The organism is Sorangium sp. So ce1504, assembly GCF_051521635.1.
GTDB classification, from domain to species: Bacteria; Myxococcota_A; Polyangia; order Polyangiales; family Polyangiaceae; genus Sorangium; species Sorangium cellulosum_B.
Map to the genome: position 1 here is coordinate 7,954,289 of NZ_CP150365.1, position 16,378 is coordinate 7,970,666.

Here is a 16,378-nt window from a genome sequence, read left to right on the forward strand (position 1 = left end):
CAGCCTCACCAGCCTTCCGCCACGCGGATCGCGATCTTCCCGATCGTGCGGCCCGACTCGATGGCGCGGTGCGCCTGCGAGAGCTCGCGCACCGGGTAGCTCGCGCTGACGATGGGCCTGACGTGGCCTTGCGCCGCCAGCTCCGCCACCGCGGCGAGCGCGCGGCCCTGCGCGTGCGGGTCGAGCCGCCAGATCGTGGCGGCCCCCATCACGTGATAGAGGAGCGACGCCGCCTTCATGAACAGCCGGTCCGCGACCGGCGCGGGCGTCGGCACGATGCTCACCACGGTGCCCATCGGCGCCACGGCGTCGAGCGCCTGATCCAGTGCGCGGCCACCGGCGTTGTCGAAGGCCACCGCGACGCCCGCCCCGCCGGTCAGGTCCCGGCACGCCTGGCCCACGTCCTGCGTCGTGTGATCGAGCACGACCGCCGCGCCGAGGTCGCGGCAGAGCGCCGTCGACTCGGGTCGGCTGGCGGTCGCCACCACCCGTAACCCGAGGTGACGCGAGAGCTGCAGCTGCAGATGGCCCACGCCGCCTGCGCCCGCGGTGACCAGCACCGCGGCGCCGGGCGCGGGCCGCGCGCGCGAGAGGCATTCCCAGGCCGTGACGCCCGCGAGCGACAGGCATGCAGCCTGCTCATGGGAGAGGGCCGCCGGCTTGCGCGCGAGGGTGCGGCTGTCGGCCACCACCCGCTCCGCGTTCGCGCCCTGCCCGAACAGGCTGGGTGAGCCGAACACCTCGTCTCCGACAGCGAGATCGTCGACGCCAGGGCCGACCGCGTCGACGATCCCGGAGACGTCGTAGCCGAGCACCAGCGGAAACTGCCGCTCGATGCGGCGCGGCCCGGGCGCCGCCGAGCGCGCCCGGATGTCCGCCGGGTTGACCGACGACGCGATCACGCGCACGCTCACCTGGTGGGGTCCGGGCGCTGGCTCGGGCAGCTCCAGCGGCACGAGCTGCGAGGCGTCGCCATGGTGATGGATTCCGATTGCCTTCATGCGTTTCTGTCCTCTCGAGCGACGCCGGCGTGCGGCGGCTCAGGCGCAGTGTGTCCGCCGGCGGCGGCCCTGTCCCGACCGGTTCGTCGCGATCTGACGCCGCCCTCCAGGGGGTTTGATCGACCGCGGTCGCCCAGCTTCCTCGTCGCGCTTCTGTGGCTGGAGCTTGGCACCGGGCGAGCCAAGGTGTGAGATCAGCGCCGCTCGCGCCGCTGCTCGACGATCGCCTTGCCCTGACGGGCGAGAGCATGACGGATGCCGGCCTGGAGATCGCGCTGCGTCAGCAGGTTGCCCAGATCGATCCCCTGCGCGACCAGCGTCCGGGCGACGTCGGGTGACGCCCCGACGAGGACACAGGTGGCGCCAAGGAGCGCGGCGGCCCGCGTGGCCTGGAGGAGGCGGGCAGCCACATCGGCGTCGAGGACCGGCACGCCCGTGATGTCGATGAGCACCGTCTCGGCCCTGTGGCGCTCGATGCCCTGGAGCAGCGTCTCCAGGAGCTGGGCGCCGCGGGCGGAGTCGATGGTCCCCACGAGGGGCACCACGAGGATGCCTTCGTGGACCGGGATGACCGGCGTGGACAGCTCCTGGATGACATCGAGGAGCTTCCGCTGCGTCGCGAACCACGCGAGCTCTTTCTGCACCGCCTCGTCGGCGCGCTTCTTCTCCGTGATGTCCTCGATCATGACCAGGAGATAGCGGCAGACGCCGTGCTCGTCTCTGAGCGGTACCTTCACCATGTGAAGCCACTGCTCCCCGGCCGGCGTGGCGATGCGCGCCTCGGGCACGTCCACGATCTCGCCCTTCTCGATCACGTCCCGATCCATGCGATCGAGCCACTTGGCCTCCTCCAGTCGATGCGGGAAGAGGTCGAAGACGTTCTTGCCGAGGACGCCGCTCCGCGGGGCGCCGAAGACCTTTTCGTAGTGGCCGTTCATCCGGACGACGCGGAATTCCGTCACCTCCTTGATGAAGACCGAGACCGGCACGTGCTCGATGATGGTGTCGAGGAAGCTCTCGATAGGCACCGTCCCTGGCTCGCTGCGCGGCGCAGCCTGGTTGTGGACGCAGACGAGCGCGCCGCGCGCGCCATCGACGCGAAGCTGCGTGACCGAGATCTCGCAGGACGGCGCGCCGGGCGCGCCGCCCCGGAGCGCGATGCCGGCCTGCTCGCGCTCGCCCTCGAGCACGGCGTGGATGCCTGCGAGCACCTGCTGCGCCTCGCCGGCGAGCCCCTCGGGCGACGCGGGCAGGACGGCTGGCGTGTGCGCGAGGGACACCGGCCAGGCGGGGAACGCGCCCTCCGCGAGGATCTGCTCCAGGCGGGGATTGGCGCACCGGAGCGCTCCCATTGCATCGAAGACAGCGGCGGCTACCGGGAGCGCGCAGAGGAGCGGCAGGGGGTCGACGCCGACGTGCGGCAGGGGGCCGGCGCCGACGTGTGGGCCGGGCCCATCGAGATCTAGGGTCATTCGGGATCCTTCCACGCGACACGAGCGGCCCAGCGTTCTCCGGGCCGGACGACCCGTCGAATATCCTAACCTTTCAACGCGCTCTCCGAGAATCGCCACGCGCTCGCCGTTATGTAATACATCTAACAATCTCATGTGGGTAGCGCCGTCGCTCATCGCGAGTTGGTCAAACCCTGCTCAGGCGCGCGACCTCGGCGCGCACCGCTGCTCGGGCCGCTCGCGGCGCACCGACAAGGACACGGCCTGATCGGGCGGCATCCGACGCGCCTGGCACGGAGGTTGATAGCGCCGCTCCCCGTGGATGCTGAAACCCTCTCTCGGCCCTGTCGCGCCACCGGGCCGCACGTCGCGCCTGGCCGCCTCATCCTGTCGCTGCCCGATCGCTCGCTGCCCGGACGAGGCGGGCAGCGCGCCCTTCGCGCCCGGATCCACGAAGCGCGCGGGAGACGCCGTGCGCGCGCGTGATCTCGGCGTCGCGCCTGGCATCTTCGATCCGGGCCCGCTGAACGCGATCACCGACGTGGGCGGCGTGCGCGTCGGGCACGCCACGGTGATCGAGGGAGACGCGATCCGCACCGGCGTCACCGCCGTATTCCCCCACGGGGGGAACCTCTACCTCGATCGCGTCCCCGCGGCGATCCACGTGGGCAACGGGTTTGGCAAGCTCGTCGGCGCGACCCAGGTCCGCGAGCTGGGTGAGCTGGAGACTCCCATTCTCCTCACGACCACGCTTTGCGCGTTCCGGGCCGCCGACGCGCTCGTCGAATGGATGCTGGCTCAGCCGGGCATGGAGGAGGTGCGCTCGCTCAACCCGGTCGTCGGCGAGACCAACGACGGCGTGCTCAACGCGGTCCGGCTCCGTCCGATCACCGCCGAGCACGTGCGCGCGGCGCTGGGCTCGGCGCGGGAGGGGCCCACGCAGGAGGGGTGCGTCGGCGCGGGCACGGGCACCGTCGCGTTCGGATGGAAGGGGGGGATCGGCACCGCCTCGCGGGTGCTGCCGGCGTCGCTCGGCGGGGCCTGCGTCGGCGTGCTCGTCCAGTCGAACTTCGGCGGCGTGCTGCAGGTGATGGGGGCGCCCGTCGGCGAGGAGCTCGGCCGGTACGCTTTCCGGTCGCAGGTCGAGGCGGCGGCGGGGGACGGATCCATCCTCATCCTCGTCGCGACGGACGCGCCGCTGTCGGATCGCAACCTCGGGCGGCTCGCTGCCCGCGCGATCCTGGGCCTCGCGCGCACCGGATCCTCCGGCGCGAACGGCTCCGGCGACTACGCGATCGCCTTCTCGACGAGCGCCTCGGTGCGGCGCCGCTCCGGCGCGAAGCGGCTCGCGACCACCGAGCTCTCGAACCAGGAGACGTCCGCCCTCTTTCAGGCCGTGATCGAGGCGACGGAGGAGGCCATCTACAACTCGCTCTTCACGGCCGAGACCACCACGGGGAGCGGTCGCACCGTGGACGCCATTCCGCTGGATCGCGTCCGTGACGTGCTGTCGAGGCACGGCGTCCAGCGGCCGTCCGGCCGCTCCCGCCCTGCATGACGCAAGAGACCGCCGCGGGCGGGCCGGCGCGAGAGCTCGCCGCCGTTTCCCGTGGCGCAGCGAGGTGCTTTTGGCAACATCACGAATCGACCGGGCGCCTCGGAGACCGATCCGGCTTTGGACACCCTCCCTCTATGACCGACAGTCCACGTTACCGCGTGCTGGGGGTGCTGCATCAAGGTGCGGACACGATCCTCTACCGCGCGCGGCGCGAGGAGGACGGCCAGCCGGTGGTGCTCAAGGTCCTGCGGCGCGACCACGCCAGCCCCCGCGCCCTCCGCAGGCTCCAGCACGAGCTCGAGGTCGCCAGGGCGCTGAAGTCGCCCGCGGTCGTCAAGGCCTACGGTATCGAGCCGTTCCGCGATCAGGTGACCCTGGTCCTCGAGGACTTCGGCGGCCGCTCGCTCGACCGGCTGCTCGATGGCGACGGGCCCATGCGCCCGATGTCGAGCGAGCGCTTCTTCCCCCTCGCCCTCCGCCTCGCCGCCGCGCTCTCAGAGCTCCACCGACACCACGTCATCCACAAGGACATCAAGCCCCAGAACCTCCTCTACAACCCCGACACCGGCGAGGTGAAGATCACCGATCTCGGCATCGCCTCCCTCTCCCCCCGCGGGGCCCAGGAGCTCGCGCACGACGGGCTCATCGAGGGCACGCTCGCCTACATGGCGCCGGAGCAGACCGGCCGCATGAACCGCCGCGTCGACGAGCGGACCGATCTGTACTCCCTCGGCGTCACCTTCTACGAGATGCTGACTGGCACCCTGCCCTTCCACGCCAGCGACCCCGTCGCGTGGGTCTATTGCCACATCGCCCAGGCGCCGCAGCCGCCGCACACGCTCGTCCCCTCGATTCCACCCCAGCTCTCCGCCGTCGTCCTCAAGCTGCTCTCCAAGGCCGCCGAGGAGCGTTACCAGAGCGCGCTCGGCCTGCGCCACGACCTCGACACGTGCTTTTCCCAGCTGCGCCAGAGCGGCGCCATCGAGCCATTCCCGCTCGGACGGCGCGACGTCTCCGATCGGTTCCAGATCCCGCAGCGGCTCTACGGCCGCGAGCGCGGGATCGAGACGCTGCGCGCCGCGTTCGAGCGCGTGGTCGCGAACGGCCGGCCAGAGCTCGTGCTCGTCTCGGGCTATTCGGGCATCGGCAAGTCATCGCTCGTCGCCGAGCTGCACGGGCCCGTCGTGCGCGAGCGCGGCTCCTTCCTCTCCGGCAAGTTCGATCAGCTCAAGCGCGACGTCCCCTACCGCGCCTTCCTTCAGGCCTTCCGGGGGCTCGTGCAGGAGATCCTCGGCGCGAGCGAGCAGCAGGTCGAGCGCTGGAAGCAGCGCCTCCGTGAGGCTCTCGGCCAGGACGGCGGTCTGCTCGCCGACATGCTCCCCGAGCTCGCCCTGCTGCTCGGCCCGCAGCCGCCCGCGCCCGAGCTCCCGCCCGCCGAGGCCCAGAGCCGGCTGCTCGCCACGCTCCAGCGCTTCGTCGCCGCGTGCGCCCGGAAGGAGCACCCCGTCGCCCTCTTCCTCGACGATCTGCAATGGGCCGACGCCGGCAGCCTCCTGCTCCTCGAGCACCTCGCCACCCTCGCCGGCGACGCGCACCTCCTGCTGATAGGCGCTTATCGCGACAACGAGGTCGGCCCCGCGCACCCGCTCCGGCTCACCCTCGCCGAGATCCGAAAGCGCGGCGCCGCCGTCTCCGAGCTCGTCCTCACGCCGCTCTCCGCCGCCCACGTCGGGGCGCTCGTCGCCGAGACGGTCCACGCACCCGAAGCGCGGGTCGAGCCGCTCTCGCGGCTGGTTTACGAGAAGACCGGCGGCAACCCCTTCTTCGTTCTCCAGTTCCTCCTCGCCCTGCACGACGAGGGGCTCATCACCTTCGACACCGACGAGGGCGCATGGCGGTGGGATATCGCCGCCATCCGCGACAAGGGCTTCACCGACAACGTCGTCGAGCTGATGGCCGGCAAGCTGGAGCGGCTCTCGGTCCCGACGCGCGACGCCCTCAAGCTCGCCGCGTGCCTCGGCGGCAACGTGGACCTCGACACCCTCACGATCGTCGCGCGAAGGCCGGCGGAGGCCCTGCGCACGGCGCTCGAGGACGCCGTGCGGGAGGGGCTGCTGCTCCGCCGGGACAGCGCCTATCGCTTCCTCCATGACCGGGTGCAGCAAGCCGCTTATTCGCTCATCCCGCCCGGACAGCTCGCCGAGGTGCACCTCTGCATCGGTCAGCTGCTCTTGAAGGCGCAGCGCGCCGAGCGCGAGGACGCGCTCTTCGAGATCGTGAGCCACCTCAACCGCGGCGCCGCGCTCCTCCGTTCCCAGGCCGAGCGCGACGAGCTCGCCGCCCTCAACCTCCGCGCCGGCAGGAAGGCCCAGGCCGCCGCCGCCTACCAGTCTGCCGCCGCCCTCTTCGCCGCGGGCCTCTCCCTCCTCGCGCGAGATCCCCGCGAGCGCTGGGAGACTCGGTACGATCTGGCCTATCCCCTGAGCCTCGAGCGCGCGCACGCCGCCTACGCCACCGGCAACATCGAGGAGGCCGAGCGGCTGCTCGAGGAGCTCCTGGAGCGCACGAGGACCGAGCTCGATCGCGCCGCGGTCGTCGAGCTTGCCGTAAGCTTCTACCAGACCCGAGGGCGGTCCGACCACGCCGTCGACCTCGCGCTCGCGTGGCTCCGCGCCCGGGATATCGATCTTCCGCTCCACCCCACCGACGCACAGGTCAGGGAGGAGACCGAGAGCCTCTGGCACGCCCTGGGCGACCGGGCGATCGAGGACCTCATCCGCCTGCCCCCCATGGAGCATCCGGAGTGCAAGGTCGTCATGGCCGTGCTGCAAAGCGTTGCCGGCCCCGCGATCTTCGTGGACCACGACCTGCACTACCTCATCGTCCTGCGCCAGGTGAAGCTCAGCCTGCGCTACGGCAACGCGGACAGCTCCGCCCACGCGTACGCGGCCTTCGCGCGGATGTTCGGCCCGCGGTTCGGGCGATACCGCGAGGCCTACAAGTTCGGAAAGCTCGGCTATGACCTCGCGGACAGGAGCGAACTCCTCACCGTGAAGTCGCTGGTATTCACCATCTTCGGACAGCAAGTCGTCTTCTGGACACGCCACTACCGGGAGACGTACCCCTACACGCGCGCCGGGTTCAGCGCCGCGGTCGAGTCCGGCGATATGCGCATGGCGTGCTTCAACTGCGTCTGGGCTCCGCTGTTCCCGCTGCTCGCCGGCGAGCCGCTGGAGGACGTCCTCCACGAGGTCGAGGAGCGCAGCCGCTTCGTGCGCAAGGCCGGTTACGCGTTCGTCTACGGCGTCCTGGCCAGCGCCCACGCCGTCATCCAGACGCTGCGCGGGAGGCCGGTCCGCTTCTCCACGCTCGACGGCTCGGAGCTGGATCCGCCGGCCTTCGAGGCGCGGCTCGACGAGGGGGATATGCGGGGCGCCCGCGGCCTCCATTACAGCATGAAGGCGCGCACCCTCTTCGTGCTCGGCTCTTACGGAGAGGCGCTCACCGCGGCGACGCGCGTGATCGTCGACCACCCCTTCAGGAGAGAGCCCTACGCGCTCATCGCCGAGAACTTCTATGTTCACGCGCTCGCGCTCGCGGCCCTCGCCGACGGTGGCGCGCCCGAGCCGCCCAAGCCGCACGAAGCGCGGCGGTCGCCGGCGCAGGAGCTCCCCGAGGGCCTCCTCGACAGCGAGCGGCAGCTCGGCGCGTGGGCCGCGAGCTGCCCCGAGAACTTCCTCCACAAACACGCCCTGGTCCGCGCCGAGATCGCCCGGCTCCGCGGGCATGAGCCCGAGGCCATCCGGCTCTACGAGCAGGCCATCTCCTCGGCGCGGGAGAACGGCTTCGTCCAGCACGAGGCCATCGCCAGCGAGCTCGCCGCCCGGTTCTACCGCGATCGCGGCCTGTCCACGCCCGCCGACGCCTACCTGCGGGACGCCCGCGCCGCCTACTTCCGCTGGGGCGCCCACGCCAAGGTCGAGCAGCTCGACCAGCGGTATCCCTTCCTCGTCGAGCGCAAGCCGATCGCCCCCACCGTCACCTTCGCCGTCCGGGCCGAGCAGTTCGACGTCCTCTCCATCGTCAAGGCCTCTCAGAGCATCTCGGGCGAGCTCAAGCTCCCGCGCCTGCTCGAGATGCTCCTGCGCATCGTGGTCGAGCACGCGGGCGCCGGAGAGGGGGTCGTGCTCCTGGTCCGGGAGGAGCGCCTGTCGACGGCGGCGGCGATCGCGACGTCCAGGGGCGCGGCGCGGCTGCTCGACGCGGGCGAGGCCCTGGCGGCGCTGCCGCAATCCATTCTCAACTATGTCCTCCGCAGCCACGAGCGCGTGCTGCTCGACGACGCGACGGCCAGGCACCCGTTCTCGGAAGACGAGTATTTCGGCCGCAAGAGGCCGAGATCGGTGCTGTGCCTCCCGATCATGCGGCAGGCCCGGCTGCTCGGCGTGCTCTACCTGGAGAACGGGCTCGTGGCCGGGGCGTTCACCCCCGGGCGGCTCACCGTGCTCGAGCTGCTCACCTCGCAGTCGGCCATCTCGCTCGAGAACGCCATGCTCTATGCCGATATCGAGCAGGAGAACGCCGAGCGGCGGCGGGCGGAGCAGGCGCTGAAGACCAACCAGGTGACGCTGCAGGCCATCGTCGACAACTCCGCCGCGGCCATCTTCCTCAAGGATCGCGAAGGCCGGTATTTGCTCGCCAACCGCCACGCAGGGAGCGTCGCCGGCGTGCCGAGCCATGAGCTCCTCGGAAAGACCGACGCCGAGGTCTATCGTGGCGCGGACGTCGAGGTCCTCCGAGACAACGACCGGCGGGTGCTCGACGCGGGCGAGCCGCTGGAGTTCGAGGAGGAGGTGACGACGAAAGAGGGCGAGCCGCGCATCTACCTGTCCCTCAAGTTCCCGCTCGGCGAGAGCGTCATGCCCGGCGTTCTCTGCGGCATCTCCACCGACATCACCGAGCGCAAGCGCGCCGAGCTCGCCGAGCGCTTCCTCGCCGACGCGAGCCGCAAGCTCATGGCCCTCGGCTACGGCGCCACCCTCGAGAGCGTCGCGCAGCTCGCGTTGCCGGCGCTGGCCGACCGGTGCGTCATCGACGTGGACCTCGCCCAGGACGCCCCGGGGCGGGCGGTCACCGCGGGGATGCCGGCCGAGCTCGCAGGCGCGGTGACGGACGCGCTGCGGTCTCTGGCAGCGACGTCGCCGGACCGGCCCGAGGTGGGTGACGTCCACGCCGCGCCCCTCCTCGATCCGCTCGGCGTTCACTCCTTCCTCCGCGTCCCGCTCCTCGCGCGCGACCGGCGCTTCGGGGTCATGACCCTGCTGGCGGCCGCGCCGCGGCACCGTTACGGCCCCGCCGACCTGTGGCTGGCCCAGGAGCTGGCGAGCCGCGCCGCGCTCGCCCTCGACAACAGCCGCCTGTTCGCCGAGGCCCAGGAGGCGATCGAGCGCCGCGACGAGTTCCTCCTCGTCGCCTCGCACGAGCTCAAGACACCGCTCACCTCGCTCACGATGCAAGCCCACCTCCTCGCCCGGCTCCTGCCTCGCCTCCAGCGCGGTGAGGTCGCTCCGGAGCGCATCGACGCCGCGATCCAGCTCCTCAACCGACAGATCGCGCGCCTCGCCCACCTGGTCAACGAGCTGCTCGACGTCACCCGCCTCAACGCCGGCCAGCTGACCCTCTCTCGCGCGCCCGTCGATCTGGCGGCCCTGGCGCGCGAGGTCGTCGAGCGGATGCACCAGCAGCTCACCGACGCCCGCTGCCGCACCCAGCTCGAGCTGGACGAGCCCGTGATGGGGCACTGGGATCCGTCTCGCATGGAGCAGGTCCTCATCAACCTCCTGTCCAACGCGCTCAAATACGGCGCGGGAGGCCTCATTCACGTCATCGCGCGCCGCGAGGGCGCTCGCGCCGTGCTCGTCGTCCGCGATCATGGCATGGGCATCGCGGAGGCCGACCAGGCCAGGATCTTCGAGCGCTTCGAGCGCGCCGTCTCCGTCCGCAACTTCGGCGGCCTCGGCCTCGGCCTCTACATCGTTCGATGGATCGTCACCTCCCACGGCGGCACCATCCGCGTCGAGAGCAAGCCGGGCGCGGGCGCCACGTTCATCGTCGAGCTGCCTTTGCACCCGCCGGAGGCGGAGACGGAAGGCCAGGGCACCTTTCTCCCGCCGGCATGAGCGTTCACCGGGAGCCGAAGCCGGCGCTGCTCCGCGCCGTTTGCTCGTGACGGGTTGCAGCGCTTTTGGCAATGTACCGGGTTGACTGGCGACACGCCGCCGGCGCCCCGGCTTTCAAAGATTCTCCTATGCCCCATAGTCCACGTTACCGCGTGCTGGAGGTGCTGCACCAGGGTGCGGACACGATCCTCTACCGCGCGCGGCGCGAGGAGGACGGCCGGCCGGTGGTGCTCAAGGTCCTGCGGCGCGACCACGCCAGCCCCCGCGCCCTCCGCAGGCTCCAGCACGAGCTCGAGGTCGCCAGAGCGCTCGCTTCGCCGGTCATCGCCAGGGCCTACGGGATCGAGCCGTTCCGCGATCAGGTGACGCTGGTCCTCGAGGACTTCGGCGGCCGCTCGCTCGACCGGCTGCTCGATGGCGACGGGCTCATGCGCCCGATGCGCCCGATGTCGATCGAGCGCTTCTTCCCCCTCGCCCTCCGCCTCGCCGCCGCGCTCGCAGAGCTCCACCGACACCACGTCATCCACAAGGACATCAAGCCCCAGAACCTCCTCTACAACCCCGACACCGGCGAGGTGAAGATCACCGATCTCGGCATCGCCTCCCTCTCCCCCCGCGGGGCCCAGGAGCTCGCGCACGACGGGCTCATCGAGGGCACGCTCGCCTACATGGCGCCGGAGCAGACCGGCCGCATGAACCGCCGCGTCGACGAGCGGACCGATCTGTACTCCCTCGGCGTCACCTTCTACGAGATGCTGACTGGCACCCTGCCCTTCCACGCCAGCGACCCCGTCGCGTGGGTCTATTGCCACATCGCTCAGGCGCCGCAGCCGCCCCACACGCTCGTCCCCTCGATTCCACCCCAGCTCTCCGCCGTCGTCCTCAAGCTGCTCTCCAAGGCCGCCGAGGAGCGTTACCAGAGCGCTCTCGGCCTGCGCCACGACCTCGACACGTGCTTTTCCCAGCTGCGCCAGAGCGGCGCCATCGAGCCATTCCCGCTCGGACGGCGCGACGTCTCCGATCGGTTCCAGATCCCGCAGCGGCTCTACGGCCGCGAGCGCGAGATCGCGACGCTGCGCGCCGCGTTCGAGCGCGTGGTCGCGAGCGGCCGGCCAGAGCTCGTGCTCGTCTCGGGCTATTCGGGCATCGGCAAGTCCTCGCTCGTCGCCGAGCTGCACGGGCCCGTCGTGCGCGAGCGCGGCTTCTTCCTCTCCGGCAAGTTCGATCAGCTCAAGCGCGACGTCCCCTACCGCCCCCTCCTTCAAGCCTTCCGGGACCTCGTGCAGGAGATCCTCGGCGCGAGCGAGCAGCAGGTCGAGCGCTGGAGAGAGCGCCTCCGCGAGGCCGTCGGCCAGAACGGCAGGCTGCTCACCGACGTGCTCCCGGAGATCGAGCGCCTCCTCGGCCCGCAGCCGCCCGTGCCCGAGCTCCCGCCCGCCGAAGCCCAGAGCCGGCTGCTCGCCACGCTCCAGCGCTTCGTCGCCGCGTGCGCCCGGAAAGAGCACCCCGTCGCCCTCTTCCTCGACGACCTGCAATGGGCCGACGCCGGCAGCCTCCTGCTCCTCGAGCACCTCGCCACCCTCGCCGGCGACGCGCACCTCCTGCTGATCGGCGCTTATCGCGACAACGAGGTCGGCCCCGCGCACCCGCTCCGGCTCACCCTCGCCGAGGTCCGAAAGCGCGGCGCCGCCGCCTCCGACATCGTCCTCGAGCCGCTCTCCGCCGCCCACGTCGGGGCGCTCGTCGCCGAGACGGTCCGCACCCCCGAAGCGCAGGTCGAGCCGCTCTCACGGCTGGTTTACGAGAAGACCGGCGGCAACCCGTTCTTCGTGCTCCAGTTCCTCCTCACCCTGCACGAAGAGCGGCTCATCACCTTCGATGCGGACGAGGGCGCATGGCGGTGGGACATCGCCCCCATTCGCGACAAGGGCTTCACCGACAACGTCGTCGAGCTGATGGTGGGCAAGCTCAATCGGCTCTCCGTCCCGACGCGCGACGCGCTCAAGCTCGCCGCCTGCCTCGGCGGCAGCCTGCCCCTCGACACCCTCGCGGTCGTCGCGCGCCGTCCGGCGGAGGAGCTCCGCGAGGCGCTCGAGGAGGCCGTGCGGGAGGGGCTGCTGCTCCGCCGGGACAGCGCCTATCGCTTCCTCCATGACCGGGTGCAGCAAGCCGCTTATTCGCTCATCCCGCCCGGACAGCTCGCCGAGGTGCACCTCTGCATCGGTCAGCTGCTCTTGAAGGGGCGGAGGCCGGACGAGCGCGAGGACACGCTGTTCGAGATCGTGGGCCACCTCAACCGCGGCGCCGCGCTCCTCCGTTCCCGGGCCGAGCGCGACGAGCTCGCCGCCCTCAACCTCCGCGCCGGCAGGAAGGCCCAGGCCGCCGCCGCCTACCAGTCTGCCGCCGCCCTCTTCGCCGCCGGCATGGCCCTCCTCGCGGACGAGCCCCAGGAACGCTGGGAGACGCAATACGCGCTGACCCACGCCCTGAGCTTCGAGCGAGCGCGCTGCGCGTACATCCTCGGCAACTTCGATGAAGCCGAGCAGCTGCTCGAGGAGCTCACGGATCGCTCGATGACCAAGATCGAGAGGGCCGCCGTCGTCGAGCTCGCCGTCGCCTTGCACGTGACCCGCGGGCAGAGCGCCCGCGCCGTGGAGCTCGGTCTCTCCTTTTTGCGCTCTTACGACATCCATCTGCCAACCCACCTCACCGACGCCCGCATCGACGAAGAGACCGAGAGCGTCTGGAAGGCCCTGGGCGACCGGGCGATCGAGGGCCTCATCCACCTGCCCCCCATGACGCACCCGGAGATCAAGATCGCGATGAGCATCTTGAAGAGTGTGTCCGTCGCTGCGTATTTCGTGGACCAGAACCTGCATCACCTGGTCCTCGAGCGCATGGTCACGCTCAGCCTCCTGCATGGCAACGCCGAGAGCTCCGCCCATGCGTACACCGCCTTCGCGCGGGTGCTCGGCCCGCGGTTCGGGAGATACAAGGAGGCTTACCTGTTCGGCAAGCTCGGCTACGACCTCGCGGAGAGGAGCGAGCACGTCGCCACGAAGCCCACCGTGTTCTTCCTGTTCGGGCAGCTGACCGTCTTCTGGACGCGCCATTACAGGGAGACCTACCCCTACAATCGCCTCGGCTTCAACGCCGCCGTGGAGTGCGGCGATTTGAACAACGCATGTTACCATTGCGTCTGGGCGTCGGTGTTCCCCCTGCTCTGCGGGGAGCCGCTGGAGGACGTCCTCCACCTGACCGAGGAGCGCCTCGGCTTCGTGCGCAAGGCCGGCTACGCGTTCATCCATGGCATCCTCCTCAGCGTCCGGTACCTCATCCAGACGCTGCGCGGGAGGCCGGTCCATTACGCGATGCTGGATGGCTCCGAGCTGGATCGGGAGGCCTTCGAGGCGCGGCTTCCTCCGGGATCCTCGTACGGGGCTCATAGCTTGTACTACAGCCTGAAGGCGCAGGCGCTGTTCCTCCTCGGCTCTCCCAGGGAGGCGCTCGCGGCGTCGACCCGTGTCGTCGTCGATTACGACTGGAGGATGGACGCGTGCGCCGAGATCCCCGAGACCTTCTATGTTCACGCGCTCGCGCTCGCCGCGGTGTTCGACGACGCACACGAGGCGCGCGACGCGGCGACCTCCCCAGAGCGGGAGCCCCCCGAAGGGCTCCTCGCGTGCGAGCGGCAGCTCGGCGTGTGGGCCGCGAGCTGCCCCGACAACTACCTCCACAAACACACGCTGGTCCGCGCCGAGATCGCCCGGCTCCTCGGGCGCGAGCCCGAGGCCATCCGGCTCTACGAGCAAGCCATCTCGTCGGCGCAAGAGGGCGGCTTCGTCCAGCACGAGGCCATCGCCAGCGAGCTCGCCGCCCGCTTCTACCTCGATCGCGGCCTGTCCACGCCCGCCGTCGCCCACCTGCAGCGGGCGCGCGCCGCCTACTTCCGCTGGGGCGCCCACGCCAAGGTGGAGCAGCTCGACCAGCGTTATCCCTTCCTCGTCGAGCGAAAGCCGATCGCCCCCACCGTCACCTTCGCCGTCCGGGCCGAGCAGTTCGACGTCCTGTCCGTCGTCAAGGCCTCTCAGAGCATCTCCGGAGAGCTCAAGCTCCCTCGCCTGCTCGAGACGCTGCTGCGCATCGTGATCGAGCACGCGGGCGCCGGAGAGGGGGTTGCGCTCCTGGTCCGGGAAGATCGCGTGTCGACCGCGGCGGCGATCACCGCGTCGGGGAGCGCCGCGCGGCTGCTCGACGCGGGCGAGGCCCTGGCGGCGCTGCCGCAATCCATTCTCAACTATGTCCTCCGCAGCCACGAGCGCGTGCTGCTCGACGACGCTTCCGGGCGGCACCCGTTCTCGGAAGACGAGTATTTCGGCCGCAAGAGGCCGAGGTCGGTGCTGTGCCTCCCGATCGTGCGGCAAACGCGGCTGCTCGGCCTGCTCTACCTGGAGAACAACCTCGTCACCGGCTCGTTCACCCCAGGGCGGCTCACCGTGCTCGAGCTGCTCGCCTCGCAGTCGGCCATCTCGCTCGAGAACGCCATGCTCTATACCGACATCGAGCAGGAGAACGCCGAGCGGCGCCGGGCGGAGCGCGAGCTCCGCGAGAGCCAGGCCACGCTGCAGGCCATCGTCGACAACTCCGCCGCTGCCATCTACCTCAAGGATCGCGACGGCCGCCACCTGCTCGTCAACCGGCAGGTGAGCCGCGGCCTCGGCATCCCGACAGAGCAGATCCTCGGAAAGACGAGCGCCGAGCTCTTGCCTGCCGCCGCCACCGCGACCATCGACGAACACGACCGGCGGGTGCTCGACTCGGGCGAGCCGATGGAGTTCGAGGAGGAGGTGCTGATAGACGGCCAGCTGCGCACCTACCTGTCCCTCAAGTTCCCGCTCGGCGAGAGCGTCATGCCCGGCGTGGTTTGCGGCATCTCCACCGACATCACAGAGCGCAAGCGCGCCGAGCTCGCCGAGCGCTTCCTGGCCGACGCGAGCCGCAGGCTGATGGCCCTCGGTTACGGCGCCACCCTCGACAGCATCGCGCAGCTCGCCGTGCCCGAGCTCGCCGACCGGTGCGTCATCGACGTGGACCTCGCCCAGGACGCCCCGGGGCGGACGGTCACCGCGGTCACCGCGGGCGTGCCGGCCGAGCTCGCAGGCGCGGTGATGGACGCCCTGCGGCCCCTGGCGGCGAGCTCTCTGGATCACGCCGAGGAGGGCGACATCCGCGCGGCGCCCCTCCTCGATCCGCTCGGCGTTCACTCCTTCCTCCGCGTCCCGCTGCTCGCGCGCGACCGGCGCTTCGGGGTCATGACCCTGCTGGCGGCCGCGCCGCGGCGCCGTTACGGCCCCGCCGACCTGTGGCTGGCCCAGGAGCTGGCGAGCCGCGCCGCGCTCGCCCTCGACAACAGCCGCCTGTTCGCCGAGGCCCAGGAGGCGATCGAGCGCCGCGACGAGTTCCTCCTCGTCGCCTCGCACGAGCTCAAGACACCGCTCACCTCGCTCACGATGCAAGCCCACCTCCTCGCCCGGCTCCTGCCTCGCCTCCAGCGCGGTGAGGTCGCTCCGGAGCGCATCGACGCCGCGATCCAGCTCCTCAACCGACAGATCGCGCGCCTCGCCCACCTGGTCAACGAGCTGCTCGACGTCACCCGCCTCAACGCCGGCCAGCTGACCCTCTCTCGCGCACCCGTCGATCTGGCGGCCCTGGCGCGCGATGTCGTCGAGCGGATGCACCAGCAGCTCACCGACGCCCGCTGCCGCACCCAGCTCGAGCTGGAAGGGCCCGTGATCGGGGACTGGGACGCTTTCCGCATGGAGCAGATCCTCATCAACCTCCTGTCCAACGCGCTCAAATATGGCGCGGGAGGCCCCATTCACGTCGTCGTGCGCAGCCTGGAAGACCGCGCGCGGCTCGTCGTCCGCGATCACGGCATGGGCATCGCGGAGGCCGACCAGGCCAGGATCTTCGAGCGCTTCGAGCGCGCCGTCTCCGTCCGCAACTTCGGCGGCCTCGGCCTCGGCCTCTACATCGTTCGATGGATCGTCACCTCCCACGGCGGCACCATCCGCGTCGAGAGCGCGCCGGGCGCGGGCGCCACGTTCATCGTCGAGCTGCCTTTGCGCTCGCCGGACACGGAGACGGACGTCCAGGGCACCTTCCTCCCGCAGGCGTAGGCGCGCGAAG

At 70.8% G+C, this 16,378-nt stretch carries 5 protein-coding genes; 3 read left to right on the plus strand and 2 right to left on the minus strand.

The genetic code is table 11. The features are described 5' to 3' along the window. Positions 1 to 5: 5 nt before the first annotated feature. A complete protein-coding gene (locus WMF39_RS29880; RefSeq protein ID WP_437739893.1) occupies positions 6 to 1,001 on the minus strand; it encodes a quinone oxidoreductase family protein in 996 nt (331 codons plus the stop codon). A 194-nt stretch (positions 1,002 to 1,195) separates the two neighbouring features. Continuing rightward, on the minus strand, positions 1,196 to 2,473 hold the full coding sequence (locus tag WMF39_RS29885) for a PAS domain-containing protein (protein ID WP_437739894.1): 1,278 nt from the start codon (positions 2,471 to 2,473) through the stop codon (positions 1,196 to 1,198). Between the two features lie 451 nt (positions 2,474 to 2,924). On the opposite strand from WMF39_RS29885, the gene WMF39_RS29890 reads away from it, so the two are divergent. The 3 genes from WMF39_RS29890 (at position 2,925) to WMF39_RS29900 (ending at position 16,368) form a co-directional block, all read left to right on the plus strand. Next, positions 2,925 to 4,010: a P1 family peptidase gene (locus WMF39_RS29890; RefSeq protein WP_437739895.1), complete on the plus strand. Its 1,086-nt coding sequence runs from the start codon at positions 2,925 to 2,927 to the stop codon at positions 4,008 to 4,010. A 134-nt stretch (positions 4,011 to 4,144) separates the two neighbouring features. After that, positions 4,145 to 10,189: an AAA family ATPase gene (locus tag WMF39_RS29895; protein ID WP_437739896.1), complete on the plus strand. Its 6,045-nt coding sequence runs from the start codon at positions 4,145 to 4,147 to the stop codon at positions 10,187 to 10,189. Positions 10,190 to 10,317: 128 nt separating this feature from the next. Then, on the plus strand, positions 10,318 to 16,368 hold the full coding sequence (locus WMF39_RS29900; RefSeq protein WP_437739897.1) for an AAA family ATPase: 6,051 nt from the start codon (positions 10,318 to 10,320) through the stop codon (positions 16,366 to 16,368). The last annotated feature ends 10 nt before the right edge of the window (positions 16,369 to 16,378 follow it).

Coding starts and splice junctions, on each gene's coding strand:
- WMF39_RS29880 (WP_437739893.1), bottom strand. CDS start 1,001: ATGAAGGCAATCGGAATCCATCACCATGGCGACGCCTCGCAGCTCGTG.
- WMF39_RS29885 (WP_437739894.1), bottom strand. CDS start 2,473: ATGACCCTAGATCTCGATGGGCCCGGCCCACACGTCGGCGCCGGCCCC.
- WMF39_RS29895 (WP_437739896.1), top strand. CDS start 4,145: ATGACCGACAGTCCACGTTACCGCGTGCTGGGGGTGCTGCATCAAGGT.
- WMF39_RS29900 (WP_437739897.1), top strand. CDS start 10,318: ATGCCCCATAGTCCACGTTACCGCGTGCTGGAGGTGCTGCACCAGGGT.